The 25,638-nt window shown below is 71.0% G+C and carries 19 protein-coding genes; 8 read left to right on the top strand and 11 right to left on the bottom strand.

Features of this window, described 5'->3' with window-relative positions:
* Positions 1-10 precede the first annotated feature (10 nt).
* Positions 11-1,408 carry a family 2B encapsulin nanocompartment shell protein gene (locus J2S55_RS28545; protein WP_306867213.1) on the bottom strand — a complete coding sequence of 466 codons (1,398 nt, stop codon included), beginning with the start codon at positions 1,406-1,408 and terminating at the stop codon, positions 11-13.
* A gap of 463 nt (positions 1,409-1,871) precedes the next feature.
* A complete protein-coding gene (locus tag J2S55_RS28540) occupies positions 1,872-2,144 on the bottom strand; it encodes a GlsB/YeaQ/YmgE family stress response membrane protein (RefSeq protein ID WP_306867210.1) in 273 nt (90 codons plus the stop codon).
* A 395-nt stretch (positions 2,145-2,539) separates the two neighbouring features.
* Between J2S55_RS28540 and J2S55_RS28535 the strand changes: the two genes are divergently transcribed.
* The 4 genes from J2S55_RS28535 to J2S55_RS28520 all read left to right on the top strand — a co-directional run bounded on the left by J2S55_RS28535 (position 2,540) and on the right by J2S55_RS28520 (position 6,577).
* Positions 2,540-2,938, top strand: a complete 399-nt coding sequence (locus J2S55_RS28535; protein WP_306867207.1) for a hypothetical protein — start codon at positions 2,540-2,542, stop codon at positions 2,936-2,938.
* Positions 2,939-3,003: 65 nt separating this feature from the next.
* A complete protein-coding gene (locus J2S55_RS28530) occupies positions 3,004-3,867 on the top strand; it encodes an NAD(+)/NADH kinase (RefSeq protein WP_306867205.1) in 864 nt (287 codons plus the stop codon).
* 209 nt (positions 3,868-4,076) lie between these two features.
* Entirely contained in the window at positions 4,077-5,276 is a 1,200-nt protein-coding gene (locus tag J2S55_RS28525) for an FxsB family cyclophane-forming radical SAM/SPASM peptide maturase (RefSeq protein ID WP_306867201.1), read from the top strand.
* Positions 5,273-6,577, top strand: a complete 1,305-nt coding sequence (locus tag J2S55_RS28520; protein ID WP_306867198.1) for an HEXXH motif domain-containing protein — start codon at positions 5,273-5,275, stop codon at positions 6,575-6,577. The genes J2S55_RS28525 and J2S55_RS28520 overlap by 4 nt, the downstream gene beginning before the upstream one ends.
* Here J2S55_RS28520 and fxsT read toward each other — a convergent pair.
* Positions 6,574-9,111 (bottom strand): FxSxx-COOH system tetratricopeptide repeat protein, encoded by a 2,538-nt coding sequence (gene fxsT, locus J2S55_RS28515; RefSeq protein ID WP_306867195.1) that lies wholly within the window; start codon positions 9,109-9,111, stop codon positions 6,574-6,576. The genes J2S55_RS28520 and fxsT overlap by 4 nt on opposite strands.
* A gap of 271 nt (positions 9,112-9,382) precedes the next feature.
* On the opposite strand from fxsT, the gene fxsA reads away from it, so the two are divergent.
* The 3 genes from fxsA (at position 9,383) to J2S55_RS28505 (ending at position 12,481) form a co-directional block, all read left to right on the top strand.
* Positions 9,383-9,547, top strand: a complete 165-nt coding sequence (gene fxsA / locus J2S55_RS48385; RefSeq protein WP_370879707.1) for an FxSxx-COOH cyclophane-containing RiPP peptide — start codon at positions 9,383-9,385, stop codon at positions 9,545-9,547.
* 79 nt (positions 9,548-9,626) lie between these two features.
* Complete coding sequence (locus J2S55_RS28510; RefSeq protein ID WP_306867193.1) at positions 9,627-10,508, top strand: SIR2 family NAD-dependent protein deacylase; 882 nt, start codon at positions 9,627-9,629, stop codon at positions 10,506-10,508.
* Complete coding sequence (locus J2S55_RS28505; protein WP_306867191.1) at positions 10,505-12,481, top strand: nSTAND1 domain-containing NTPase; 1,977 nt, start codon at positions 10,505-10,507, stop codon at positions 12,479-12,481. The genes J2S55_RS28510 and J2S55_RS28505 overlap by 4 nt, the downstream gene beginning before the upstream one ends.
* Here the strand turns inward: J2S55_RS28505 and J2S55_RS28500 are convergent.
* The gene (locus J2S55_RS28500; protein ID WP_306867188.1) at positions 12,411-13,238 is read right to left on the bottom strand and encodes a hypothetical protein; all 828 of its coding nucleotides are present in this window, start codon (positions 13,236-13,238) and stop codon (positions 12,411-12,413) included. The genes J2S55_RS28505 and J2S55_RS28500 overlap by 71 nt on opposite strands.
* A gap of 192 nt (positions 13,239-13,430) precedes the next feature.
* Positions 13,431-14,675, bottom strand: a complete 1,245-nt coding sequence (locus J2S55_RS28495; protein WP_306867186.1) for a hypothetical protein — start codon at positions 14,673-14,675, stop codon at positions 13,431-13,433.
* A 463-nt stretch (positions 14,676-15,138) separates the two neighbouring features.
* Between J2S55_RS28495 and J2S55_RS28490 the strand changes: the two genes are divergently transcribed.
* Positions 15,139-16,776 carry a glycoside hydrolase family 13 protein gene (locus tag J2S55_RS28490; protein ID WP_306867182.1) on the top strand — a complete coding sequence of 546 codons (1,638 nt, stop codon included), beginning with the start codon at positions 15,139-15,141 and terminating at the stop codon, positions 16,774-16,776.
* 91 nt (positions 16,777-16,867) lie between these two features.
* Here the strand turns inward: J2S55_RS28490 and recQ are convergent, their stop codons facing one another.
* From recQ to J2S55_RS28460, 6 genes are all read right to left on the bottom strand, one after another.
* The gene (gene recQ, locus J2S55_RS28485) at positions 16,868-18,754 is read right to left on the bottom strand and encodes a DNA helicase RecQ (protein WP_306867179.1); all 1,887 of its coding nucleotides are present in this window, start codon (positions 18,752-18,754) and stop codon (positions 16,868-16,870) included.
* A gap of 170 nt (positions 18,755-18,924) precedes the next feature.
* A complete protein-coding gene (locus J2S55_RS28480) occupies positions 18,925-20,472 on the bottom strand; it encodes an N-acyl-D-amino-acid deacylase family protein (protein WP_306867176.1) in 1,548 nt (515 codons plus the stop codon).
* Positions 20,469-22,226 (bottom strand): dipeptide ABC transporter ATP-binding protein, encoded by a 1,758-nt coding sequence (locus J2S55_RS28475; protein WP_306867174.1) that lies wholly within the window; start codon positions 22,224-22,226, stop codon positions 20,469-20,471. Before J2S55_RS28475 ends, J2S55_RS28480 begins: the two co-directional genes overlap by 4 nt.
* A complete protein-coding gene (locus J2S55_RS28470; protein WP_306867171.1) occupies positions 22,223-23,077 on the bottom strand; it encodes an ABC transporter permease in 855 nt (284 codons plus the stop codon). The genes J2S55_RS28475 and J2S55_RS28470 overlap by 4 nt, the downstream gene beginning before the upstream one ends.
* The gene (locus J2S55_RS28465) at positions 23,074-24,024 is read right to left on the bottom strand and encodes an ABC transporter permease (RefSeq protein ID WP_306867169.1); all 951 of its coding nucleotides are present in this window, start codon (positions 24,022-24,024) and stop codon (positions 23,074-23,076) included. Before J2S55_RS28465 ends, J2S55_RS28470 begins: the two co-directional genes overlap by 4 nt.
* Before the next feature lie 20 nt (positions 24,025-24,044).
* Entirely contained in the window at positions 24,045-25,619 is a 1,575-nt protein-coding gene (locus J2S55_RS28460; RefSeq protein WP_306867166.1) for an ABC transporter substrate-binding protein, read from the bottom strand.
* Positions 25,620-25,638 lie beyond the last annotated feature (19 nt).

Genomic DNA, 25,638 nt, shown 5'->3' with positions numbered 1-25,638 from the left:
GTGCCCGTCCTCAGTGGCCGAGCTCGACGTCTTCGAGAATGCCGAGGGCGTCGGGGACCAGGACGGCGGCGGAGTAGTAGGCGCTGACCAGGTAGGAGATGATCGCCTTCTCGCTGATGCCCATGAACCGGACCGACAGGCTCGGCTGGTATTCGTCCGGGATGCCGGTCTGGTGCAGGCCGACGACGCCCTGGTTGTCCTCCCCGGTCCGCATGGCGAGGATCGACGTGGTGCGGGTGCCGGAGATGGGGATCTTGTTGCAGGAGAAGATCGGGATACCGCGCCAGGCGGGCACGGTGCCGCCGCCGACGTCGATGCCGAGCGGGTAGAGCCCGCGGCGGTTGCACTCCCGGCCGAAGGCGGCGATGGCGTAGGGGTGGGCGAGGATGAACTGCGTGTTCCTCCGGCGGCTGATCAGCTCGTCGAGGTCGTCGGGGGTGGGCGGCCCGGTCCGCGTGTGGATCCGCTGCTTGAGGTCGGCGTTGTGCAGCAGCCCGAACTCACGGTTGTTGATCAGCTCGTGCTCCTGCCGCTCCCGCAGCGCCTCGATCGTCAGCCGGAGCTGCTGCTCGATCTGGTCCATCGGGTCGTTGTAGAGGTCGGCCACCCGGCTGTGGACCCGCAGCACGGTCTGCGCGACGCTCAGCTCGTACTCCCGGGGCGCGAGCTCGTAGTCGACGAACGTGCCCGGCAGGTCGGGCTCCCCCACATGGCCCGCCACCGTCTCGATGGCGGCCTCGCCGTACTTGTTCTGTGGCCCCTTGGGAGCGGCCTGGACCTGGCGCAGGTGGGCCTGGAGCGTTTCGGACTGGTCGACCAGCTCACGGAACGCCTGCCGGGGCAGGATCATCGCGGTCCCCGCGGTGATCGCCTGGACGGTGAACTCCCACTCCCCCTGTGAGTCCCCCTGCGAGGCCGCCAGCGTCTCGTCGCCGAAATGGTCGCCGCCGGCCAGCACCCCCAGGACGACCTGGTCGCCGTAGGGGCCGGTGCCGACCTTGTTGAGCTTGCCGTGGGCGATGAGCACCACCTCGTCGGCTGGCCGGCCCGCCTGCACCAGCACCTCCCCGGCCGCGAACTCCCGCTGCGTGAACCGCTCCCCCAGCGCCTCCAGGACATCGGAGTCGTCGAAGTGACGCAGCGTCGGCAGCTCGCACAGCTCGGCCGGGACGACCCTCACCTGCGATCCGGTGGTGGTGAAGCTGACCCGGCCGTCGCCGACGGTGTAGCTCAGCCGCCGGTTCACCCGGTAGGTGCCGCCCGACACCTGCACCCACGGCAGCACCCGGAGCAGCCACCGCGAGGAGATCTCCTGCATCTGCGGCACTGTCTTGGTCGTCGTCGCGAGATTGCGCGCCGCGGCCGTCCCCAGGCTCAACTGCGCCCTGCCGGCATCGATCTCCGTCACAACCCACCACCTGTCTGCACTCGTGTCGAAAGGGAGGAACTGAAGGTTTGAATCGGGAAATGGGAATTCGCCGGATCAACCGTCACCGGATCCGCAGGTTTTCCCACTCCTGGAACGGAATCCGGACACGGACCGTCATCGCGAACAGGACCAATTTTGGAGTTCAATTAAATGGCCTGTCAAGCATTAAAAATAATTCAGTAAAAAGCGAATATCGCTATTACCATGAAATGACAGAATAGGAGTTAATAACTGAGTTTTGTCGGTTGCTGCGGAGGCCATGCCCGTCTGCGGCCTTCCCGGCGATCCGTCTTCTTCTCCGGCCCGGACCGGTCCCGCCCGGCCGGGACGCGGAAACGCGGAGACCTCCGTACGCGGTGTGGAGTCCAGGCTCCTTCGGCGCGTACGGAGGTCTCCGCTGTCGATCAGGCTCTGCCGTCGACGACACCCGCGGTCGACACGGCTAGCGGAGCCCGCGTCTGCTGTACATGCTGGCCGCCAGGAAGACGCCCACGGCGGCCAGGACGACCTGGATGGCCAGCTCGATCCAGTCGATTCCCCGCGTGACGCCCACCCCCAGCGCGCCGGCGATCGCGGTGCCGATGAGGGCCGCGATGATGCCGATCACGACGGTGAGCCAGATCGGGATGCTCTGCCGTCCCGGCACGACCAGACGGCCCAGGGCGCCGATGATCGCTCCGATGACGATGGCGGTGATGATGCCGGTGACTGTCATGATCCACGCTCCCAGTGCTCGGCTGCCGGACATGTGCCCGCGGAGAGGGGAGTGACACATAGAAGAACGATCGCGACGGCCGGGGTGTTCCCCCGGGCCCCGCGCACGGCCCCCGCGCGGGCGGGCCGTGGTGTCGCACGGCCAGTCAGCACGAGGGAGAACTCCGCGGGCCCCGCGCGGGCGGGCCGTGGCCGCCGGTCGCCGCGGCCGCGCCCGGCTCCGGCGATTCACTGCCCCCAGCGTGGGTAGACAGAGGTTTCCGCAGCTTGGAGACCGGAAGGCGGCGGTGACCGAGTCCGGTCCCGGTGGTCGCGGGCCGGGCGGGCCTGTCCGGCCCGCGACCACCGAGGCCGTGCCCCTGCCCGGATCGGCGGGGGCCGTTCTGAGGAGGGCATGTGACCATTGACGGACGGACGGCCGAACGCTCGGCTCCCGACATCGACGACACGACCGCCGAAGCGCTGGGCAGGCTCTCCGAGGCACTGGAGACGACGGAGCGGGCCCGCGGCCACCTCTACTCCTTCCACCAGCTCACCGGCCATGCCGACCTGCAGCTCGACCGGGCCGTGGAGCTGCTGCGCGCCGCGGGCCACAGCGACCTGGCCGACGTCGTGGCCGACGAGCTGATCGGCCGCAACGTGCTGCCCGACCGGTGGACCTTCCAGATCGTGGAGGAGTACGACGACGGCTACTACCGCTTCTTCGCCGGGCTGGAGAAGCGGATCAGGGACGAGCTGGCCGGCGGCCGCCGCCATATCTACGAGGCGCGGATGAAGGCGGAACGCCAGAGCTGAGACCGGCCGCCGGTACGGTCCGGGCGGGGGGACCGGCACCCGGCGGCGCGCCGTACAGTGGCGGCATGGGGATGGTCGAAACGGTGGGGCTGGTGCTGCACCCGCAACGTGACTCCAAGGTGGCCATCGACACGATCGTGGAGTGGGCCCGCCTGCACGGCGTGACCGTGTACGGCCTGCCCGACGAGGTCGGGCGCATCGACTGCAGCGCGGTGCCGGTCGACGTCGAGACCCTGGTGGACCGTGCCGACCTGCTCGTCAGCCTGGGGGGCGACGGCACCATGCTGCGCACCATGCGGCTCATCGCCGGGCGGCCCACCCCCATCCTCGGCGTGAACCTCGGCAAGCTGGGCTTCCTCGCCGAGATCGACGTCGACGAACTGTCCTCCGCACTGTCGGCCATCGACAACCACCACTACACCGTCGAGCCCCGCATGGCGGTACGGGTCACCCTGCCCTCGGGCGAGACGGTGACCGCCTTCAACGACATCGCCCTGGTGCGCACCCCCGGCGACGGGCTGTCGGCGGTGGCGATCACGGTGGAGAGGCACCCCTTCGTCCGCTACGCGGCCGACGCCGTCATCGTCGCGACCCCCACGGGGTCGACCGCCTACAGCTTCTCCGCAGGCGGCCCGATCGTCTCCCCGACGGTCGAGGGGTTCCTGGTCGTGCCCGCGGCGGCCCACTCGGCGTTCAACCGGGCCCTGGTGCTCTCCGCCGACGAGCGGGTCGACCTGGAGGTCCTCCCGACCAGCGGCCGGCTGGCGATGGAGGTGGACGGGGCGATCGGCGCCCATCTGTCGCCCGGCGACCAGGTCACCGTCACCGCGATCCGCGCCTTCGCCTGGGTCGTGCGGCTGGGCACCACGAGCTTCTACGAGCGCGCCCGCCGCAAGCTCCGCGTGAACGGCAGCGCAGAGGTCGACTAGCGACCAACCGTCCCGTCCAGACCGGCCGTCCCACCCGGACCGGCCACACCGCCGCAGGCCCGTCGCGCCACCCGGAGCGGCCACACCGCCGCCGGACGGGGCCGGGGAGCGGCATCGGCGAAATACCGGGAACGCCGGGAGGGCTTCGCTATGCTGATCTCTCCCGTCACGGCGGGTTACACATCCGGTCTCAGCGTGGAGGCTCGTCTGTGCCCGAATGGCCGTCCACCCTCGACGTGACGGAGCTGATGGCGGGTGGCTGGCGCCCCACCCCGTTCCGGCAGTTCATCCTCAAGATCCACAGCCGGTGCGACCTCGCGTGCGACTACTGCTACATGTACGAGATGGCGGACCAGAGCTGGCGCTCGCGTCCCCGCCAGATGTCCCCGGAGATCGTGGCCGCGGTCGCCGCCCGGATCGCCGAGCACGTCCACGCGCACGCGCTGCCCTCGGTCGAGGTGATCCTGCACGGCGGCGAGCCGCTGCTCGCCGGCCGGGAGCCGATCCGGGAGGCGGTCTCCTCGATCCGTTCCGCGGTCGGCCCCGGCAGCCGCGTCGACGTCAGCCTCCAGACCAACGCGACTCTGCTCGACACCGCCTACCTCCGGCTCTTCGACGAGCTGGACGTGCGGGTCGGGGTCAGCCTCGACGGCGACGCGCAGATGCACGACAGGAGCAGGCGGCGCCCCAACGGCGAGGGCAGCCACGCGGCGGTCGCCGCCGCCCTGGGCCGCCTGTCCTCCGCCCCCTTCCGGCACCTGTTCGCCGGGCTGCTGTGCGCCGTCGACCTGCGCAACGACCCGATCGCGACCTATGAGGCGCTTGTCGCTTTCGATCCGCCGGCCGTGGATTTCCTCCTCCCCCACGGCAACTGGTCCGCTCCCCCGCCCGGCCGCGTGCCGGGCTCGGACGCCACGCCGTACGCCGACTGGCTGATCGCCGTCTTCGACCGGTGGTACGGATCTCCCCGCCCGCAGACCCGGGTCCGGCTCTTCGGCGAGATCATGCACCTGCTGCTGGGCGGAGCCTCCGCCAACGAGCAGGTGGGGCTCTCCCCGGTGGGGACGGTGGTCGTCGAGACCGACGGCGGGATCGAGCAGTCCGACATCCTCAAGTCCGCCTACGACGGCGCGGCCTCCACCGGGCTGCACGTCACCCGTGACCCCTTCGACGCGGCGCTGACGCTCCCCTCCGTCGCCGCGCGCCAGATCGGCGAGCTGGCCCTGGCGCCGCAGTGCGCGGCCTGTCCGGTGGCCCGCGTGTGCGGCGGCGGCCTCTACGCCCACCGCTACCGCGCCGGCAGCGGCTTCGCCAACCCCTCGGTCTACAGTCCCGACCTCCTGCGCCTCATCACCCACATCAGGCGAGCCGTCGCAACTGATGTGTCCACGCTGAAAGGATCCCGATGAACCTCCGCGAGCACCGGATTCCGGCGGACACCTTCTCCGAGCTGTCGGCGGGCGCGGGGGGCGCGGCCGCGGCGCGCCTGCTCGCGGCCACCCAGTACAGCAAGCACGTGCTGCTCGTGCGCGGGGTCGTGGACACCGCGCGGGCGGCCGGGCATCCCCAGGCGGACGCCGCGCGCCGCGGCTACGACATCCTCACGGCCCTCCAGGCCGGACATCCGGAGGCCGTCGACGCGGTGCTGCGCTACCCGTCGGTCGGGGCGTGGGCCCGGCACACCGTCAGGAGGCTGTCGGAGTCCGGCGGCCCGGCCGTGCCCGGACAGCTCGGGGCGCTGGCCGCCGCCGCCGCGCTGCGGGCCGGTACGGCCTGCACGGTCGAGGTGCCCGTGACGGACGCGGTCCTCACCCTCCCCTCGGTGGGGCAGGTCCTCCTGCCCGGCGGCGCCGCCGCCGCGACGGTCCGGTGCGCCGGGGGCGGGGCAGAGGTCACGGCGGAGGGCTTCCGGATCGAGATCTCCCCGTCCGGCGCCGAGACGCCCGGGTGGCTGCCCCTGCGGGCGCTGGAGTCCGAGTCCGGCGGCAGGCGCCTGCGGGTGCTGGTCGACGACCTCGACCCCTACCGCATGCCGGGCTCGGCCGACCTGAGCGGCCGGCTCGGCCCGACGCAGGTGTCGTACTGGCAGTCCACCCTGGACTCGGCCTGGGAGCTGCTCGTCCGGCACCATACGACGGTGGCCGACGAGACCGCCACGGTGGCCTCCGTGTTCGCGCCGATGGCCCCCGAGAGCGGGGGGCAGTCGAGCGCGTCCTCCCGCGAGACCTTCGGCTGCGTGGCGCTGTCGGAGCCGCTGGACGGATGCTCGCTCGCGGTGACGCTCGCCCACGAGATCCAGCACGCCAAGCTCTCGGCCCTGCTCGACGTCGTCACGATGCTGCTGCCCGACGACGGCTCCCGGCACTACGCGCCCTGGCGCGACGACCCCCGGCCGCTGGGCGGGCTGCTCCAGGGGGCCTACGCCTACCTCGGCGTCACCGAGTTCTGGCGGCGCCAGCGCGCGCACGAGAGCGGCAAGGCCGCCGTCCTGGCGAGCGCCGAGTTCGCGCAGTGGCGCGAGGCGGCGCGCATGGTCTGCGGGACGCTGGAGGGCAGCGGGCGGCTGACCGCGGCGGGAGAGATCTTCCTGGCCGGCATGGTCGCCCGGCTGGACGGGTGCGCGGCCGAGCCCGTCCCGGCCGAGGCCCTGGCGCTGGCCCGCGAGGCGGGCCGGCGCCATCACGACCGGTGGGTCGAGCGCAACGGCTAGATCGCCGGCGGGTCGAAGTCGAAGTCGAGGCGGTCGTTGCGGGCCGCCACGATGACGTCGGGGTGGTTCTGCCCCAGCACCCGGTGGTAGCGCTCGAAGGTGTCGGCCCACAGGACGTCCGCCTCGTCGTCCCTCCGCTCCGCCCGCAGGTCCTGGACCAGGTTGGTGGCGCAGGCCAGGGTCAGCGGGTGGTCGACGCCGAGGACCTCGCGCAGCCGGACGAGGGTGTCCTGGCTCATGACGAGCGCGGCGGCGCTGTCGCCGAGGACCGCGAGGTCGCTGGCGAGATTGATGGCGCAGGTCAGCGAGTAGTGGTGGTCCACGCCGAGCGTCCGGTTGAGTCCTTCCAGCGATATCTCGTCGAGCTGCCGGGCCTGCTCGGCGTCTCCGTGGACCCGTAGCAGCAGCGCGAGGTTGGTGGCGCACCCGTAGTTGAAGGGGTGGTCCTCGCCGTACATCGCCGGGTAGCGGGTGGAGGTGTCACGGAGGAGGTCGAGGGCCTCGCCGGTGCGCCCGCCGGCCCGCAGCGCGTTGGCCAGGCACAGGGCCGCCGCGAGGGTGTCGGGGTGGTCCCGGCCGAAGATGCGCTCCTGCCGCTCGAAGGTGCTCTCCGCCAGCTCCAGCGCCTCGTCGATCGCTCCGGCCCGGCGCTTGGCGATGGACAGGTCCTTGGCGGTGCGCAGCGTCCAGGGATGGTCGGCGCCGAGCTCCTGCAGGCCGTACTCCAGGGCGTCCTCGCCCAGGTCGCAGGCCTCGAAGTATTCGCCGCTCAGCCGCACCACCCGGGCGAGGCCGTTGCGGAAGGCGAGGATGTTCTGCTTGCTGGAGCCGGAGCCGGCCCTGCTCTGCACCATGTAGGTCCGCTCGAGCAGCTGGCGGGTCGCGGTGTAGTCGCCGAGCAGGAGATAGTCGATGCTCAGGTTGTTCATCGCGCGCAGCGTCCGCCGGTGGTCGGGCCCGAACACCGCCTCGTGCTGGCGCAGGGACTCCTTGTCGTGCTCCAGGGCGGCGGAGAACTCGCCGCGTGCCCGGATGTCGGCGCCGTAGCTGTTGGTGAGCAGCAGCGTCTCGGCGTGCTCCGGGCCCAGCACCTCCAGCATGCGGGCGAGCGTCACCCGGTTGAGGTCATAGGCGGCCTGGTACTCGCCGAGCTCGCGCACGACGATGCCGAGGTGCCGCTGGGCCGAGAGCACGTATTCGTCGTCGTCGCTGGAGTCTTCCCGCCACTGGGCGAGGAGGCCCTCGACGAGCACCCGCGCCGACCTGAAGTCTCCGGAGGAGTAGAGGTAGCGCACCACGTCGAGGACGAAGCGGCGGACCTGCGGCTCCCGGCTCTGGGCGACGCGGGCGGGCGTCACGTGACCGAGCAGCTCGGAGTAGCGGGGCCAGGCGGTGTTGTCGTCGGGCTCCTCGGGCGCGGCGGCGGCCAGCAGCAGGTGCACCTCGTGCCGGAAGCTCGTGCTGTCGCGCTCGCTGAGCTCGTCGCGCAGGAGGGCCTGGACCAGCCGGTGGACCTGGATGGTGCGGCTGACGGAGTCGAGACGGACCAGCGCGTAGCGGCCGAGCTCGCGGATGGCCCGGCTGACAAGGATGGGGTTTCCCAGCAGCGCGCCGAGCCGGGACTCGGCCTCGGCCTGCTCCGACAGCGGCGCGAACACGTCGCGGGGTATGGGCTCGGGGCCGAAGAAGGCGCAGCAGCGCAGGAGCTCGACCGCCTCGGGCATCTTGGAGATGAGCTGCGACACCGACAGCGACCAGGCGGCGGTCATCGACACCGGATAGTCGGACGGCTTGCTCTCGGCCAGCAGCAGCGCCGTCTGCTCGTGGAGCAACCGCAGGTATTCGTCGACGGACATGCCGGTCTCGGCCTGGAGCGCGCCCGCCTGCTCCAGCGCCAGCGGCAGGTCTCCGAGCTCCTCGGCCAGCCGGTCCGCCTCCTGGCGGCTCATCGCCTTGGACACCCGCTTGCTCAGGAACTCGATGCTCTCCTCGCGGCCGAACACGTCGATGGCGACGGTGTCGACGACGCCCTGCCACCGGTGGTTGCGGGAGGTGATCAGGACGTGTCCCGGGCCCCGGGGCACGATCTCGTTGAGGTCCTCGGGCTGGTCGGCGTTGTCGAATATCAGCAGCCACTTGTCGTACGGCTCGCCGCGGCGCAGCGCGTCGAGCACCGCCGTGGCCGCGTCTTCGATGCCGGTGGTCGCCGCCGAGGGCAGGCCGAGATAGGGGGCGAGCCCGGCCAGGGAGGAGCGGACCAGCACGGGCTGGTCGGCGGGGACCCACCAGACGAGGTCGTAGGCGGATCTGTAGCGGTAGGCGTACTCGATGGCGACCTGGGTCTTGCCGACGCCGCCCAGTCCGTGGAGGGCGTGCGGGACCACCGCGGTGACCTCGGCGGTGACTCCCTTGCGCAGCTGTTCGAGCAGATCGTCTCTGCCGGTGAAGTTCTTGTTCCGCTGCGGGACCTTGCCCCATACGTCCGGTGACCGTCCCGGCGCCCGTGACGCCCCGGAAGAGTGCGCGACAGACACGCGATCGCCTCCACTGACTGATTCTGCGCTCATGCTAGCGCTGGGTTAACTGAATGTTTATAAGCCAGTTGGACAGAACTTTCTATTCGGCTCGCTTAACTTGGAACACTTTCGTGACAACGAAATACAAAAAGGAGCTTCAGTCCCTGCAGTCGCAGGTAGCAAAACTCCCTTATAGCTACAAACATCCCCGTCTAGCCTACGGTCGAAGTTGACTTCATAACATGGAAGGATGTAGGCGTCAAGATGTTTGAGGAGCCAGGGAGCCCAGGTGGGTGAGCAAGCTACAGATTTCGGCACAGACCTCATCGATGTGACCGACATAAGGCTGAGTGACCTCGACCAAGTCGGTGAGTCCAGTCTCGCGCTCGCACTGCGCCGGTTGCTTAGCGAGGAGGACACCGGCCCGGTCGCCGGATTCACATCGTCAATCTAGCGGGACTTGACGACACCGCCCTGGATGTGCGACACAAGGTGTCACAAAGGGACCTTCCACCAATAACCAGGGCGGTGTCGTGGACGACGCGGACTGGCGGCGACTGATCGACCAACTCCGCAGTGGAGACTGCACGCCCTTTCTCGGCGCGGGGGCCTGTTACGGCACCCTCCCGACCGGCTCCGAACTCAGCAGAAAATGGGCAAAAAGCTATAAATACCCTTTTCCTGATGACCACGACCTCGCCCGCGTGATGCAGTACGCGGCGGTGCTGGAAGGCGACCCGGTCTACCTCAAAGAGCAGATCTGCGAATACCTCCAGTCGCACGGGCTGCCCGACTTCGGCCACGCCGGCGAGCCCCACGCGCTCCTGGCCAAGTTCAACCTGCGCGTCTTCCTCACCACCAACTACGACAACTTCCTGGTGGAGGCGCTGGCGGGCGAGGGCAAGACGGCTCACACGGCGCTGTGCTCCTGGGCCGACCGCAACCCCCAGGAGACCCCGGAGCTGCCGGAGCCCTCGGTCGACGAGCCGCTGGTCTACCACCTGCACGGGAGCTGGGCCGAATCCTCGTCCCTGGTCCTCATCGAGGACGACTATCTCGAGTATCTGGCCAACGTGGCGGCGGCGCAGGCATCGGGCAACCGGACGCTGATCCCCATCCCCGTGCTGCGCGCGATGACCACCCGCCCCCTGCTGTTCGTGGGCTACAGCCTGCAGGACTGGACCTTCCGCGTGCTCTTCCACGGCCTGCTCCGCGCCATCCCGGCCGTCCGCCTGCGGCGCCACGTGAGCGTGCAGTTGCTGCCGCCGCTGAACACGCCGATAGCCGAGGCCGAGGAGCGGGCGAAACAGTATCTCGTCCGATACCTCGACGCGGGATGGCGCATCTCGATCTTCTGGGGCACCGCGGCCGAGTTCTGCCAGGAGCTGCGGCGACGGCTGGGACCGGACGCATGACCTCCACCGGCCACGTGCAGAACGAGACGGGCCAGCCGTATGTGGGGCTGCGCGCCTTCCGGCGGCGGGACGAGGGCCTGTTCTTCGGCCGCGAGCGCGAATCACGCGAGATCGCCACCCTCTGGCAGGCCGACAGGCTGACCGTCCTCTACGGCGCCTCCGGCGTCGGCAAGACCTCCCTCCTGCACGCGGGGGTGCTGCCGCTCCTCGACCCCGACCGCGTCGACGTCCTGCCGGTGGGCCGGGTCGCCCCGGACCCCGCCCTCCTCGTCACCACCACGCCGGTGCGCAGCGTCTACACCCTGAGCCTGCTGTCGTCGTGGTCGGCCGCGCCGCCCGCCGAGCTCGCCGGGCTGACCGTCCGCGACTTCCTCGACCGGCACCCGGCGCGCGTCGACCGCTACGACGACCCCATCCCGACGCTGATCGCCATCGACCAGGCCGAGGAGATGTTCACCGGAGCCCCCTACGGGGAGGCCGACCTGGAGGAGTTCGTCGCCCAGCTCGCCGACGCCCTCCAGGCCCACGCCGGGCTGCGCCTGCTGCTGTCGATGCGCCAGGAGTATCTCGCCTCCATCGTCCCCTTCGAACGCGTGCTGGGCCAGGGCTCCCGCTCCTGGTTCCACCTGCTGCCCTTCCGGCGGGAGGCCGCGCTGGAGGCCACCCGCCGGCCGCTGGAGGGCACCGAGCGCAGGTTCGGCGAGAACGCCGCGGAGATGCTGGTCGACGACCTGCAGACCGTGACGATATACAGCGACCAGGGCGAGAAGACCGTGCTGAGGGTCAGCGGCGTCGAGCCGGTGCAGCTCCAGGTGGTCTGCGCCGCGCTGTGGGAGTCGCTGCCGCCCGACGTCCACGAGATCACCGTCGACCACGTACGGCTGCACGCCACCGTCGACCGCTTCCTGGCCGGTTTCTGCCGGCGGATGCTGAGGGAGGTCGCCGAGGAGCTCAACGTGCCCGAGGGCAGCATCCGGGCCTGGCTCAGGCGCACCTTCATCACCGAGCACGGCACCCGGGGCACCGCCTACGAAGGGCTCGACCAGACCGCCGGCATGCCCAACGCCGTGGTCAGGGCCCTGGAAGACCGCCACATGCTCAAGGCCGAATACCGGGCGGGCGCCCGCTGGTACGAGCTGCAGCACGACCGTCTCATCGCCGCCATCCGGCACACCGACCCCGAGACGTTCCTCCAGGCGGCGCGGACCGCTCTCTCCAGGGCCCAGTGGACCCACGCGCGGGAGCTGACCGAAGACGCGGTGCGCGCGGCGGAGTTCGACGACCTGGGCGTGCGCGCCGAAGCCGAGGCGATCTTCGGCGACGTCGCGGTCGGGACCGGGGACCCGGAGACCGCGTGGCGGCGCTACGACGCGGCGGCGGAGATGTTCGCCGTGCTCCAGCGGGCCGACGGCGTGGGCCGGGTCCTGGCCGCCAAGGGGCGCCTGTCGCTGAGCCTGGGCGACTATCCCACCGCGGTCAGCGCGCTGACCGCGGCCGCCGCCAGGATACCGGGCGACATGTCCGCGCAGACCGCCCTCGCCCAGGCGCTGTGGCACGTCGGGCAGCCGCGCTCGGCCCTGATCGTCCTGAACGGCGCGCTGGCCGTGGCGGGCGACGCCCTGCTGGACGCCCTCGCCCTGCGCGGGGCGATCCTCGCCGACCTGGACCAGCCCGAGGCCGCGCTCCGCGACCTCGACCTGGTCCGCCAGCACCAGCGGCCCGCGACCCTGGCGGCCCGCGCGCTGGCGCTGGCGCTGGCCGGCCGTTTCGACGCCGCGGAGCAGGAGGCGGCCGACGCGATCGCCAACGCCGGGAGCAACGGCCCCGTGCTGCTGCGCGCCGCCCGCATCCGCGTCATCCTCGGCAACGCCGTGGCGGGCGCGGACCTGGCCGCCCAGGCGATCAGGGCGACCGATCCCGCCCTTCCCGAGCATCTGCGGGAGCAGGCCCGGCGTCTGCTCCCGCAGGAGTGACCTCCGGCTGCGCCGCCTCCCGCCAGATGTAGTCGAACTGCCGGACCCAGTAGGAATACCAGCGCTCGTTCTGCGCGCGGCTGAGCTCCAGATGCATCCGCGACGAAGTCGACGGATTGTGAAAACCGTGGATCTCGACGATCGCCCGGCCCTTCGAGCTGTCCGGGTCGATGAGCACGATACTGAATCCGGGGCTGTAGGGCAGGAGCCGGTAGCGGAACTGTCCTTCGATCTCCCAGCCGCTCATCAGATCCAGCCGTTCGACCGCGCTCTCGAGCGCCGCGGGCAGTTTCTGGATCGGGAATTCGACGGAGTCGTCCAGCTGCCTGGAGGCCATCCGCACCGCGGCCTTCTCCGCCGGGTCGAGAATCACGACGCGGACCGACCCGCCCGTACGGGCGAGCACGGACTTACGCAGGACCTCGCACGTGTGCGCGGAGAGCAGATTCACCGCCGACGGCGCGAACACCCGCACATCACGCGCATTGGCCAGGGCCGACGACAACGGCACGGAGTCGAACGCCGACCGGTCCCCCAGAATGCTCGTGGAGATCTCCGAGCGCTCTTCCGGCAATGTGAGCCGGTAGACCAGAATTCCCACTCCGGAAAGGAGCGCGGCCCATTTCAGTTGGTCGGGGACCACGTCTCCGAAGATCGAGACGACGGCGAAGGCGAACACCACGATGGTCACGACATGGGCATCGACGTTCTGCCGGACTTTCATGTCCTGGATAAGCCGCCGCAGCCAGACCACCACGCCTCCTCCGGGCCTTCTCGCCGTTCACGGCCCCTGAACACATTGTCGACGACGGCAATTCGGAATGCGCGTCGTCCGGACGATCCCGTCGGTGCCGGCCCCGCGCGCCGCCGGCGCGCCCGGGACCGGCGGGCCTCCCGCCGTCGCCGGCCCCGCCGGCGGAGGGCCGCCGGCGGCCACGGCCGGCCGGCTTCAGGAGGCGGGCGCCGAGCCGTTCACCGTCAGGATCCGCTCCTGCGTCTCGATGGCCGGGAAGGTGCCGGTGTCGACGATCCCGTGCTCGTTGTAGGCGGCCTCGATCAGGGCGTGTGCCCGTGGCTCCAGCTTCCACAGCGCCCGGTATTCGCGGGCGGTCGCCAGCGTGATGCCGGTCTCGTGGGCGATGTCGGCCGCGCGGGGGACGAACTTCCGCTCGATCTGCTGGTCCCAGTATTCCCGCGCCGCCCGCATCAGGGCCGCGCGCTGCGCGGTGTCGACGACCGGCAGGGCGGTCTCCACCACCTCGGCCTCGTCGTCCTCGTCGTCGTCGTAGGCCGAGGGCCGGGCTGCGGGCAGCGCCTGCGGCTCCTCGGGCTCGGGGGCCCACGGGACGGGCGGGCTCAGGTCGATCAGGGCGGAGGTGTTGTAGAGCGCGCCGATCTGGGACAGCAGCGCCTCCTGGCGGGCCGTGTCGACCGCCAGGCCGGTGTGCTCCACCGCCTGGTCCATCGCCCGGTCCAGCTTGACGAGCGCCGCGCGCATCTTGCGGTCGGAGGCCCCGGCCTCGCGGAGCGCGCGGGCGCGCTTGGCCGCCAGCGCGACCCGGGTCAACCTCCGGTGGGCGTCCACCTCGCTCGCGGTCCGGTCGCTGGCCTCGGCCAGCCCGACACGGACGAGCATGCGCTCGGGGGTGATCCGCCAGTTGATGCGGGCCCGTCCGGTGATGCGGTGCCGTTCGATCGCCATGCCGCGCTCCCACAGCCACGCGGCCACCAGCGGGGCGGCCAGCCGGAAGACGGCCTCGGCGAGGCTGCGGGCGTCCATGCTCGACAGCACCGCCGACAGCCCGGTGAGGGTCCACACCGCGACGCCGTCGATGCCCGCGGAGTAGTTCTCCCGCATGTTGCGGCGGGCCCGCACGGCACTGGTGATCACCGCGACCTCGATGAACGCGAAGAGCAGCAGCCGCAGGGGGCCGTCGAAGCCGAGCACGTCACCGGAGAAGCGCCACATGCCCTGGGCGGACACGCCCGTGGCGATGCACGCGGCGACGATGGTGAGGATGTCCTCGGCCGGGCGGGGGGCGACGTAACGGTGGAAGAACCGGTTGCCCGCACGGTAGGCGGCACGGAGGGCGAAGTAGGCCAGGCCGAGCAGGGCCAGCGCGACCACGCAGATGATGACCGTTCCGACCGGATGGTCCGACGTGAAGGCGGTGATTTGATCGATGGGGGGCATCAGTCACTGTCCGTCAGTCTCGATGTCCGACAGGATATGGACGCGATCATTCCAGAATGTCGGCAGCTTGTTCGTGAAACGGGTAGTCACGCCTGTGACTTGAGTGAACACGGGTGCGGACCCGTCCCCGGCCCGGCGTGGAGAGCCGCGCGGGGCCGGGAGAGGGGTCCGGGCCGGGAGAGGGTCGGTCCGGGCGGTCCGGGCACGGAGGGAGCCCTGTCACGGGCGGTCCCGAGGAGGGACCCGCGCGGGCTCCGGCGCGGCTCCACGGGGCGGGCGGCCGTGCGGCGCCCGGGGGCCGCCGTGAATCGGCGATTACACCCTCTTGACGTCTACGTAACGTGAATGCATAACATGCATGCATGTAACCGCGGAGATCACCGTGATCCTCCACGGCGGCGGGCACGGCCGACCGTAGGCCCCGCACAGCCAGGCTTGACGTCCCCACCTGCAAGGAGCACAAGTGACGCAACGGTCCGTCGCCCCCTGTGCCGTCCCGTCGCCGGCCCCGTCCGCGCCCCCGCCCTCCGAATGGTGGCGCGATGCCGTGATCTACGAGATCTACGTGCGCAGTTTCGCCGACGGGAACGGCGACGGCATGGGCGACCTGCTGGGCGTGCGCAGCCGCCTGCGCTATCTCGCCGACCTCGGCGTGGACGCCGTCTGGCTCACCCCCTTCTACCCGTCCCCGCTGCACGACGGCGGGTACGACGTGTCGAGCTACCGCGCCGTCGACCCCCGGCTCGGCACTCTCGACGACGCCCGCGCCCTCGTCGCCGAGGCGCACGGCCTGGGCATGCGCGTGCTCATCGACATCGTGCCCAACCACACCTCCTCGGAGCACCCCTGGTTCGCGCAGGCGCTGCGCGACGAGCCCGGGGCCCGGGAGCGCTACGTCTTCCGGCCGGGCCGCGGGGAGGACGGGGCCCAGCCCCCCAACGACTGGGAGTCGAGTTTCGGCGGGCCCGCGTGGACCCGGCTGCCCGACGGCATGTGGTACCTGCATCTCTTCGCCCCCGAGCAGCCCGACCTCAACTGGGAGAACCCCGAGGTCCGCGCCGAGTTCGAGGACGTGATGCGGTTCTGGCTGGACATCGGCGTGGACGGGTTCCGCGTCGACGTGGCCCACGGCATGGTCAAGGCCGAGGGGCTCCCCGACGCCGGGTTCACCGGCCAGCTCAAGCTGCTCGGCCGCGCCCCGCTGCCCTTCTTCGACCAGGACGGCGTGCACGAGATCCTGCGTTCCTGGCGGCGGCTGCTGGACTCCTACCCGGGCGAGCGCATCGGGGTGGCGGAGGTGTGGCCGCCGTCACCGGCCCGGCTGGCCAACTACGTCCGGCCCGACGAGCTCCACCAGGCGTTCAACTTCAACTATCTCGCCGCCGAATGGGGCGCCGGCCCGCTCCGCCAGGTGGTCGACGCCTCGATCGCGGCCACCGACCTGGTCGGCGCGCCCACCACGTGGGTGCTGTCCAACCACGACCAGGTCCGCCACGTGACCCGCTACGGCGGAGGACGGCGCGGCACGCGGCGGGCCCGCGCGGCCGCGCTGCTCACCCTGGCGCTGCCCGGCTCGGTCTACATCTACCAGGGGGAGGAGCTCGGCCTGCCGGAGGTCCTCGACCTCCCCGACGAGGTGCTGCAGGACCCGATCTTCTTCCGTACGGCCGGCGCGGACCGGGGCCGTGACGGCAGCCGGGTGCCGATCCCGTGGGCGGGTGGCGAGTCGTCGTTCGGCTTCTCCCCGCCGGGAGCCGACCCGAGCTGGCTGCCGATCCCCCGCGACTGGGGCAGGCAGGCGGTGATCCCGCAGCTCGGCGACCCCCGGTCCTTCCTCAACCTCTACCGCAACGCCGTGCGCCTGCGCCGTACCCACCCCGCCCTGGGCAGGGGGACGATGCGGTGGCTGGACTCGCCGCCGGAGACGCTCTTCTTCACCCGCGAGCCCGGGCTGCTGTGCACGGTCAACCTGGGCGCCGACCCCGTCGTCCTGGAGTCGCCCGGCACGCTGCTGCTGGCCAGCAGCGACATGCGCTCCAACGGGCTCCAGGCGGTCCTGGAGCCCGACACGGCCGCCTGGTGGTCACGCACCAGCCCCTGAACGCGCCGGTCGGGGGGCCGCGCGAGGCACCGCCGGCCGGTCCCCGTCACGGTGGCGATCCCGCCGCCGTACGGGGACCGGCCGGGGGATGTCACTGGAGCGTGAGAACCGGGTCGTCGCCGGGGGCGGCCTCCGCGAGGGCGTCCAGGATCTGCCGGCCGTACTTCGCCAGCTTGTTCTCGCCCACACCGCTCACCTGGCCCAGCTCGGCCAGAGACGACGGAGGCTCGGTCGCGATCTCGCGCAGGGTCGCGTCGTGGAAGATCACGTAGGCGGGCACGCCCTGCTCCTTGGCGGTGGCCGCGCGCCAGGCGCGGAGCCGCTCGAAGACCGGCACCGCCTCCTCGGGCAGCTCCGCGGGGGCGGCGCGACGGGACCCGCCGCCCCGGGCCGCCGCCTCCGGCCTGGCCCGCGCCGCCCGCTCGGGCTCGCGCCGCAGCAGGACCTGGCGCCGGCGGCCCAGCACCTCGGCGCTCGCGTCGGTGAGCAGCAGCGTGCCGTAGTCGCCCTCGACGGCCAGCAGGCCCTGGGCCAGAAGCTGGCGGACCACACCGCGCCACTCGGCCTCGCTCAGCTCCGTGCCGACGCCGAACACCGTCAGGGAGTGGTGGTCGAACTGGGTGACCTTGGCCGTCTCCCTGCCGAGCAGGATGTCGATGATCTGGCCGGCGCCGAACTTCTGGCGCCGCTCGCGCTGGAGCCTGAGCACCGTCGACAGGAGCTTCTGGGCGGCTATCGTGCCGTCCCACGACTGCGGCGGCGTCAGGCACGTGTCGCAGTTTCCGCAGGCGGTGCTCTGCTGGCCGAAGTAGTCCAGCAGCCGCACGCGGCGGCACTCGACCGTCTCGCAGAGGGCCAGCATGGCGTCGAGGTGGGTGCCCAGGCGGCGCCGGTGGGCGTCGTCGCCCTCGGAGGTGTCGATCATCTTGCGCTGCTGCACGACGTCCTGGAGCCCGTAGGCCAGCCAGGCGACGGAGGGCAGGCCGTCGCGCCCGGCCCGGCCGGTCTCCTGATAGTAGCCCTCGACGGACTTGGGCAGGTCGAGATGGGCGACGAAGCGCACGTCGGGCTTGTCGATGCCCATCCCGAAGGCGATGGTGGCGACCATGACGAGGCCGTCCTCGCGCAGGAAGCGCGCCTGGTTGGCGGCCCGGGTGCGCGCGTCGAGCCCCGCGTGGTACGGCAGCGCCTGGATGCCGTTGCCCACCAGGAACTCGGCGGTCTTCTCCACCGAGGAGCGCGACAGGCAGTAGACGATGCCCGCGTCTCCGGAGTGCTCGGTGCGCAGCAGAGTGAGCAGCTGGCGCCGGGGCTCGTTCTTCGGCGCGATGCGGTATTGGATGTTCGGGCGGTCGAAGCTCGACACGAAGTGCCGGGCCTTCTCCAGGTTCAGACGGGAGGCGATCTCGGCGTGGGTGGCCTCGGTGGCGGTCGCGGTCAGCGCGATGCGGGGCACGGCGGGCCAGCGCTCGTGCAGCGTGGACAGGGCGAGGTAGTCGGGGCGGAAGTCGTGTCCCCACTGGGCCACGCAGTGCGCCTCGTCGATGGCGAACAGGGAGATCGTGCCGCGGTCGAGCAGCCGCAGCGTCGAGTCGAGCCGCAGCCGCTCCGGAGCCAGATAGAGCAGGTCGAGCTCGCCGTCGAGGAAGGCGGACTCGACCTCCCGGCGCTCCTCGGAGTCCTGTGTGGAGTTGAGGAACCCGGCCCGCACACCGAGCGCCGTCAGGGCGTCGACCTGGTCCTGCATGAGTGCGATGAGCGGGGAGACGACCACGCCGACGCCCTCTCGCACGAGGGCGGGGATCTGGTAGCACAGCGACTTGCCGCCGCCGGTGGGCATCAGCACCAGCGCGTCGCCGCCGTCGACGACATGGTCGATGATCTCTTGCTGGCCTTCCCGGAACGAGTCGTAGCCGAAGACGCGGTGCAGCACTCGCAACGCGTCGCTCACTTCGGGACCGCTCACGGGGGTGACCATCGGGTCATTGTATGAGGACCGGGCCGGTCGCCCGGCGTTTTCCCCGGTGCGGGCGGTGGCGGCCCGGATGGCCTCACTACAGCACCCCGACCCCTCCGCCCCTCTATGATCCACACCAAACTACGGGCAAGAGCGCAGGAGCACACCCGGCGTGATGCCTGCCGGGACGCTCATCGGCGCCCTGATCGGAGCATCCGGCCACGCCGTACCCCGGTGAACTCGCCGTCGACGATCACGGGTTCGCCCTCAAGGAGGACGTGCACCATCCCGGTCGGACGGACGTCCGGCTGCTCGTAGGTGCCGGCGTGGCCGATCGCGGCCTCGTCGAGGACCACCAGGTCGGCCGCGGCGCCCGGCCCGAGCCAGCCCCGGTCGGCCAGGCCGAACCGGGCGGCGGTGGTGGAGGTGACCTTGCGGATGGCCTCGGCCAGCCCCACCACGCCCTGGTCGCGGACGTAGTCGCCGAGGAACCTGGGGAAGGTGCCGAAGGTGCGCGGATGGTTCGTCCCGAACGGCAGGCCGCTGTCTGATCCGATGGCCACCAGCGGGTCCGCCATGATCGCGAGTACGTCGTCCTCGTGCATGGTGTGGCACACGGTGGCCGCGTGGGGGTCGGCGATCAGCAGGTCGCACAGCGCGTCCCAGGGTTCGCGCCCGTTCAGCACCTGGGCCAGGGTCCGGCCGACCACCGCCGGGTCGGTGTGCTCCAGGATCTGCAGGTCCTCGGGGTGGAGCTCGCGCCACAGCCCGACGCCGGTCCCTGACGGCCCCTCGGCCGTGGCCAGCAGCGCGGCCCTGGTGGCGGGGTCGGCCAGCCTGGCGCGCATCGCGTCGATCCCGCCCTCGCAGGCCTCGGGAGGCAGCATCGCGGCCAGGGCGGTGCAGAACGCCTGGTAGGGGTACTGGTCGCCACAGACGTCCACGCCCTGGCGCCTGGCCTGGGCGAGCTTGTCCAGGATCATCTTCGCGGACCCGTGTACGGCACGCCCGGACGCCTTGCAATGCGACACCTGCAACCTGATGCCGGCGGACCTGGCCACCTCGATCGCCTCGTCGAGCGCGTCGGCCAGGCCCTCGCTCTCGCTGCGGCTGTGGGTGGCGTAGATCCCGCCGTACCGGTGGGCGACCAGCGCGAGGGCGACCAGCTCCGCCCTGTCGCCGTAGGCGCCAGGCACATACTCCAGCCCGCTGGAGAACCCGCAGGCTCCCGCCCTGAACGCCTCTTCCACATGCGCGCGCATCATGTCCAGCCCACCAGGTGGCAGCTCCCGATCCATGCCCGCGACCATCAGCCGCACCGTGTTGTGCCCGACCATCGCGGCGAGGTGGTTGCTCGGCCCTGCCGCCTCAGCGGCGTCCAGATACTCGGCGAACGTCGCGAACGTCCGCCCCCCGAGGCTGACCGGGGCCAGCCCCGCCGTGGCCGGGTCGGCAGGCCCCATGGAGAAGCCGCAGTTGCCGACGATCTCCGTGGTCACTCCCTGGAACAGCTTGAACGGCTGGGCGTCCGGCAGGAACGGCACGCTGTCCGAGTGGCTGTGCGGATCCACGAACCCGGGCGCCACGACCAGCCCGTCCACGTCGACCGTCCGTCTGGCCGGCCCGAGCCCGGCGCCGACGGCGGTCACCCGGCCTGCCGAGATGGCGACGTCGGCGGTGATGGGCGGGTTCCCGAATCCGTCGTGGACCTGGCCACCGGTCAGAATCAGGTCGTTCATGCGTCGCTCCTCGCGAAGGTCGGCACCGAGGCGACGAGCCGGCGGGTGTAATCATGGCCGGGCGAGTCCAGAACGGACGCGGTGACACCGGTCTCGACCACCTTGCCGTGCAGCAACACCACGATGCGGTCAGTGACCTGCCGGACAACGGCCAGGTCGTGTGTGACGAACAGCAGCGCCGTCCCCAGTTCCGAGTTGACGGCACGCAGCAGCTCAAGGATGTGTGCCTGCACCGACACATCCAGCGAGGCGGTCGGCTCGTCGCAGATCAGCAGCGCCGGACCGACCGCGAGAGCCCGGGCGATGGCCACCCGCTGCTTCTCCCCGCCCGACAGTTGACGCGGCCGCAGCTTGGCGTAACCGCTCGGCAGGCCGACCAGCTCCAGCATCTCGCCGACCGGGCGCCGGTTCTGCTCCTCGGCCAGGGTGGCTGCCTCTGCCAGGGTCGCGCCGACCGTCATGGCCGGGTTGAGCGAGGTGGACGGGTCCTGAAAGACGCACTGCACCAGGGGCCGCACCTCACGCTGCCGCGCGGCGGGCAGGCGTCGCAGCCGCGTGGTGTCCATGCCGCCGAGCTGGATGCTGCCGCCGCTGGGGTCGACCAGGCCGAGCAGGCAGCGGGCCAGCGTCGTCTTGCCGGAGCCTGACTCGCCGACCAGTCCGAGACGCTCTCCCGGTTCGATCCGCAGATCCACGCCGTCCAGCGCGACGGCCTGGCCGTACCTTTTGCGCAGGCCTTCGACCAGCAGCAGCGGGCCGCCGGAGGAGGCCTTGCGTGCGGAGGGCACGGTCGCGGGCGCGGCGACCGACCCGGCAGGAACCACGTCGTACCTGCAGGCCGTCAGCCGGCCGGAGTCCAGCAGTCGCAGCGGCGGCCGATCGGTGAGGCAGTCGTCCTGCCGTTGGCCGCACCGGCCGGCGAAGGCGCACTGGCAGGCGACGTCCGCGGCCCTGGGGACCGAGCCCGGGATGCCCTCCAACCGGACAGCGGTGCGTTCCACGGCCGGCAGGGCACTGATCAGGCCGAGGGTGTAGGGATGTCCGGGAGCGGTGGCCAGAGCCTTGCTCTCCCCTGATTCGAGGACTCGACCGGCGTACATGACCTGCACCCGGTCGCAGAGCTGGAAGGCCACCCGCAGGTCGTGTGTGATCAGGAGGACGGCCATGCCACGGGACTCCTGGATGCGGGCCAGGAGCTGCATGATCTCATGCTGGATGGTCGCGTCGAGCGCCGTGGTGGGCTCGTCGGCGATGAGCAGCTCCGGATCTCCCGCGAGGGCAGCGGCGATGGCGACCCGCTGCCGCATGCCGCCGGAGAGCTGGAAGGGGTAACGGCGCGCCACATCGGGGTTGGTGATGCCGACCTCGGCGAGGCGGCGGACGACTTCCTGCCTGTCGCGCCTGGCTCCGCGCGGCAGCGACTCGGCGATGTGGGCACCGGCGGTCAGCAGTGGGTTGAGCATCGCGAACGGGTCCTGCATGAGCAGCCCGATCCGCCGGCCGCGGATCTTGCGAAGCGCCCGTTCCGAGGCGCCGATCAGCTCGGTACCGGAGATCCGTACCGAACCGCCTGCGGTCAGCGTCGGCGGCAGGAGACCGGCGACCGCCCGCGCGGTCAGCGACTTCCCGCTGCCTGACTCGCCGACCAGGCCCACGGTCTCACCGGAGCCGACCTCCAGGTCGACGTCGTCGACGATCCGGCGGTCCGCGAGGCTGACGGTGAGCCCGCTGACCCTGAGCAGCTCGTCGCTCATGCGGTGAGCTCCTTCCCGGCGCTGAGGCGCTCGAAGATCTTGTCGCCCAGGATCGTGGCCGCCACCGCCGTGATCGTGATGAGCAGGGTGGGCGCCACCGCGGCCCATGGGTTGAGGTCGAGGATCGTCCGGTTCTCCTGGATCATCAGCCCCCAGTCCGGGGTGCCGGACGGCAGCCCGATGCCCAGGAAGGACAGGCCTGACAGGGCGATCAGCGCGAAGACGAAGCTGAGCAGCAGATTGGAGGTCACCGTCGGCGCCAGGTTGGGCAGCACGTGGCGGAACATGATCCGCCGGTCGGACAGACCCATCGTGCGCGCCGCGTCGACGTAGGCCAGTTCCCGCTGGCTGAGCGCGAGGCTGCGGATCACCCTGATGTCGACGGGGGCGCCGAGCACGATGAGCGCGACCACCGCCGTGACGTACGACCCGCCCGCGACCCCGACCACCACGATGAGGATGAGGAGCCCTGGCAGGGCGAACATCAGGTCGGTCAGCCGCATCATGATCGCGTCCAGCCAGCCCCGCCGGAACCCGGCGAGCAGGCCCAGCGTGGTGCCCAGCACGGTGGTCCCGGCGGCGATGAAGATCGGGCCGATCAGCGCGGTACGCGCCCCGGCCAGCAGCCGCGAGAACACGTCGCGGCCGAGGTTGTCGGTGCCGAGCAGATGGTCGGCACCCGGTCCCACGGCGCCGAGTGCGGCGTTCTGGGCGCCGGGGTCGTAGGGCGCCAGCCACGGGCCGAGCAGCGTCGCCAGCGCGATGACCACCAGCACGACCAGGGAGATCAGGCCCAGCACCCGGCGGGGCGCGAGCCTGCTTCCTGCGGCCGGCGCCGCCACGGCGCTCACGCCTCCGCCCTCGTGGAGGCTCCGTGCCTGACGCGCGGGTCGACCACCATGTAGGCGAGGTCGACGAGCAGGTTCACCGCGATCACGACGGCGCCGCCGAGCAGGACCAGTGCCTGTACCAAGGGGATGTCCTTCTGGTTGACGGCCTGGATCAGCAGACTGCCGAGGCCGGGCAGGCTGAAGGCCTGCTCCACGAAGACCGCGCCGGTCAGGTTCCCCGCGGCCAGCAGCCCCGCGACGGTGAGCACCGGCAGAGCGGCGTTGCGCAGCGAGTAGCCGCCCCAGATCCGCAGCCGCGACAGCCCTCTGGCCCTGGCGAAGGTGACGTAGTCCTGGCCGCCGACGTCCAAGGCCGCGGCCCTGGTCTGCCGGATCACCACAGCCGCCTGGCCGAGGGCGAGCGCGGTCGCCGGCAGGACGTAGTTGCTGATCTGGTCGGAGCCGTAGATCGGCACCCACTGCAGCGCCACCCCGAAGGTGTACAGCAGGACCAGCGCGATCCCGAACGGCGGGAAGGCCAGCGCGACCAGGGTGCTGAAGGTGATGCCCTGGTCCAGGGCACCGCCGCGGCGCAGGCCGGCGGTCAGCCCCGCCGGAATGCCGACGGCCAGGGTCAGCAGGATCGCGAAACCGGCCAGCGTCGTGGTGACCGGCAGCCGATCGCCGATCACCGACAACACCGGCTGCCGGAAGTAGATGGAGCTGCCGAAGTCTCCGGACAGCGCCCCGGTCAGCCACTCCCAGTAACGCACGGGGAAGGGTTCGTCCAGGTGGTACAGCGCGCGGATCGCCGCCCTCGTCTCGGGTGTGGAGGCCCGATCGCCCAGCAGCGCCTGCTCGGGCCCGCCCGGCGCGAGGGCGAGCAGCGCGTAAGTGAGTACGGACAGCGCCAGCAGCAGCACCACCACCGCGCCCAGCCGCTTGACCGCCACCCTGGCGAAGTCCATATGTCTACTCCGCTCTGTGTCTAGTTGCCGGCAGGCTTGATGGAGGCGATCTGCTGGATCGTCCAGGGGCCGACCTTCTCAGTGAACTTCTCATTCAGCGCAATGCCATAGTGAACGTAGTAGAGCGGGACATAGGGCATCTGCCTCGCGGTCTCGGTGAGGATCTCCGTCACCACCTGCTTGCGCTTCTCGCCCTTCAGACCCAGCATCCGATCCAGCCTGGCATCCAGCTCGGGGCTGGCGTACTGGGCGAAGTTGAAGCCCTGCGGCTTGGCCGCGGTGCTGCCGAGCAGGTCGGGTAGCGTCTCGCCGGGGTCGGGGGTGCCGTAGCCGAGCTCCGACAGACTCAGGGTGAGGTTCTCGTGGCGGAAACGCTTGGCCCGCTCGGCATCGTGCGGCATCCCCTTGAGCTCCACCCGGATGCCGATCTTGGCGAGGTCGGCCGCGATCGACTGGAGCGCGTCGACGCGCTGATCGTCGGTGGCGTAGGTGACCTTGATCGTGAAGCCGTCGGGGTAGGCCGACTGCGCCATCTCGGCCTTGGCCGCCGCCAGATCGTGCGGGTAGGCGGGCAGCGAGGCGATCACCTGCTCGTACGCCTGGCCGTACAGGGTCTGGAGCTGCGGCAGCGGCAGGATGGTCGAGGCCGCCGACGCCTTGTCGCCGACGGCGGTCCGCTGGACGGCCTCGCGATCGACCGCGTGCGCGATGGCCCGCCTGACGTGGACGTCGGACAGGTACTTGTCCTTGACGTTGAGCGCCAGGAAGGCGATCGACATGCCGGGGTAGAAGCGGACCTTGACCTGCTTCATGCCCTCCCACTTGCGGGCGTCCTGCGGTGGGACCTGCAAGGTGCCGTCCACCGAGCCCGACGCGATCGCCAGCCGCAAGGCCTCGGGCTCGCTGATGGCAGTGATCTTGACCTTGGCCATGGGAGCTCGGCCGCGCCACCACTTGTCGTTGCGTTCGAGGGTGAGCCCGTCAACGCTGAAGGAGGCCACTTTGTACGGGCCGGTGCCCAGCGTGGGCGCCTCCGGCGTACCGAGGTCGTCGGGGTGGGCCTCGGCCAGCTTCCTGGGCACCACCTGCCAGACGAGCGCCGCGTTGGGCAGGAAGGTCGGGCTCGGGCTCCTCAGTTCGACCGTCACCTCGCGCTCGCCGGTGGCCTCGACCTTCTTCACCAAGATCACCGTGCTGGCCGCCTGAGAGGCGATCTTGGGGTCGGTGTGGCGCCGCAGAGAGTAGGCGACGTCGTCGGCGGTCATCGGGGAGCCGTCGGAGAACACCACGCCGGAGCGGAGCTTGAAGACGTAGATGCCGGGCTTCGGCTCGGTCCACGACTCGGCCAGCGACGGCTGGATCGAGCCGTCCTCGCCGAGCGTCACCACCGTGTCCAGGATGGCGAACTGCGCCAGGGTGGACGAGGTGTTGAAGCCGTGGGCGATGTCGAGCACGTTCGGCGGGGCCGCGGTGGCCAGGGTGAGCGTGTCGGCGTTCGCCTTGCCACCACCACCGCCGCCGTTGGTGGCGCAGCCGGACAACAGCAGGACGCCACACATCGCGCCGGCCAGCAGAGATCGGAGCTTGGCAGACATCGAATACCGCCTTGTGTGG

The organism is Streptosporangium brasiliense, from assembly GCF_030811595.1.
Taxonomy (GTDB): Bacteria; Actinomycetota; Actinomycetes; order Streptosporangiales; family Streptosporangiaceae; genus Streptosporangium; species Streptosporangium brasiliense.
The sequence above is the reverse complement of the archived record's forward strand: the minus strand, read 5'-3'. Positions and strand labels throughout refer to the sequence as shown.

Coding starts and splice junctions, on each gene's coding strand:
- J2S55_RS28540 (WP_306867210.1), bottom strand. CDS start 2,144: ATGACAGTCACCGGCATCATCACCGCCATCGTCATCGGAGCGATCATC.
- J2S55_RS28530 (WP_306867205.1), top strand. CDS start 3,004: ATGGGGATGGTCGAAACGGTGGGGCTGGTGCTGCACCCGCAACGTGAC.
- J2S55_RS28520 (WP_306867198.1), top strand. CDS start 5,273: ATGAACCTCCGCGAGCACCGGATTCCGGCGGACACCTTCTCCGAGCTG.
- J2S55_RS28505 (WP_306867191.1), top strand. CDS start 10,505: ATGACCTCCACCGGCCACGTGCAGAACGAGACGGGCCAGCCGTATGTG.
- J2S55_RS28495 (WP_306867186.1), bottom strand. CDS start 14,675: ATGCCCCCCATCGATCAAATCACCGCCTTCACGTCGGACCATCCGGTC.
- recQ (WP_306867179.1), bottom strand. CDS start 18,754: ATGGTCACCCCCGTGAGCGGTCCCGAAGTGAGCGACGCGTTGCGAGTG.
- J2S55_RS28480 (WP_306867176.1), bottom strand. CDS start 20,472: ATGAACGACCTGATTCTGACCGGTGGCCAGGTCCACGACGGATTCGGG.
- J2S55_RS28475 (WP_306867174.1), bottom strand. CDS start 22,226: ATGAGCGACGAGCTGCTCAGGGTCAGCGGGCTCACCGTCAGCCTCGCG.
- J2S55_RS28465 (WP_306867169.1), bottom strand. CDS start 24,024: ATGGACTTCGCCAGGGTGGCGGTCAAGCGGCTGGGCGCGGTGGTGGTG.
- J2S55_RS28460 (WP_306867166.1), bottom strand. CDS start 25,619: ATGTCTGCCAAGCTCCGATCTCTGCTGGCCGGCGCGATGTGTGGCGTC.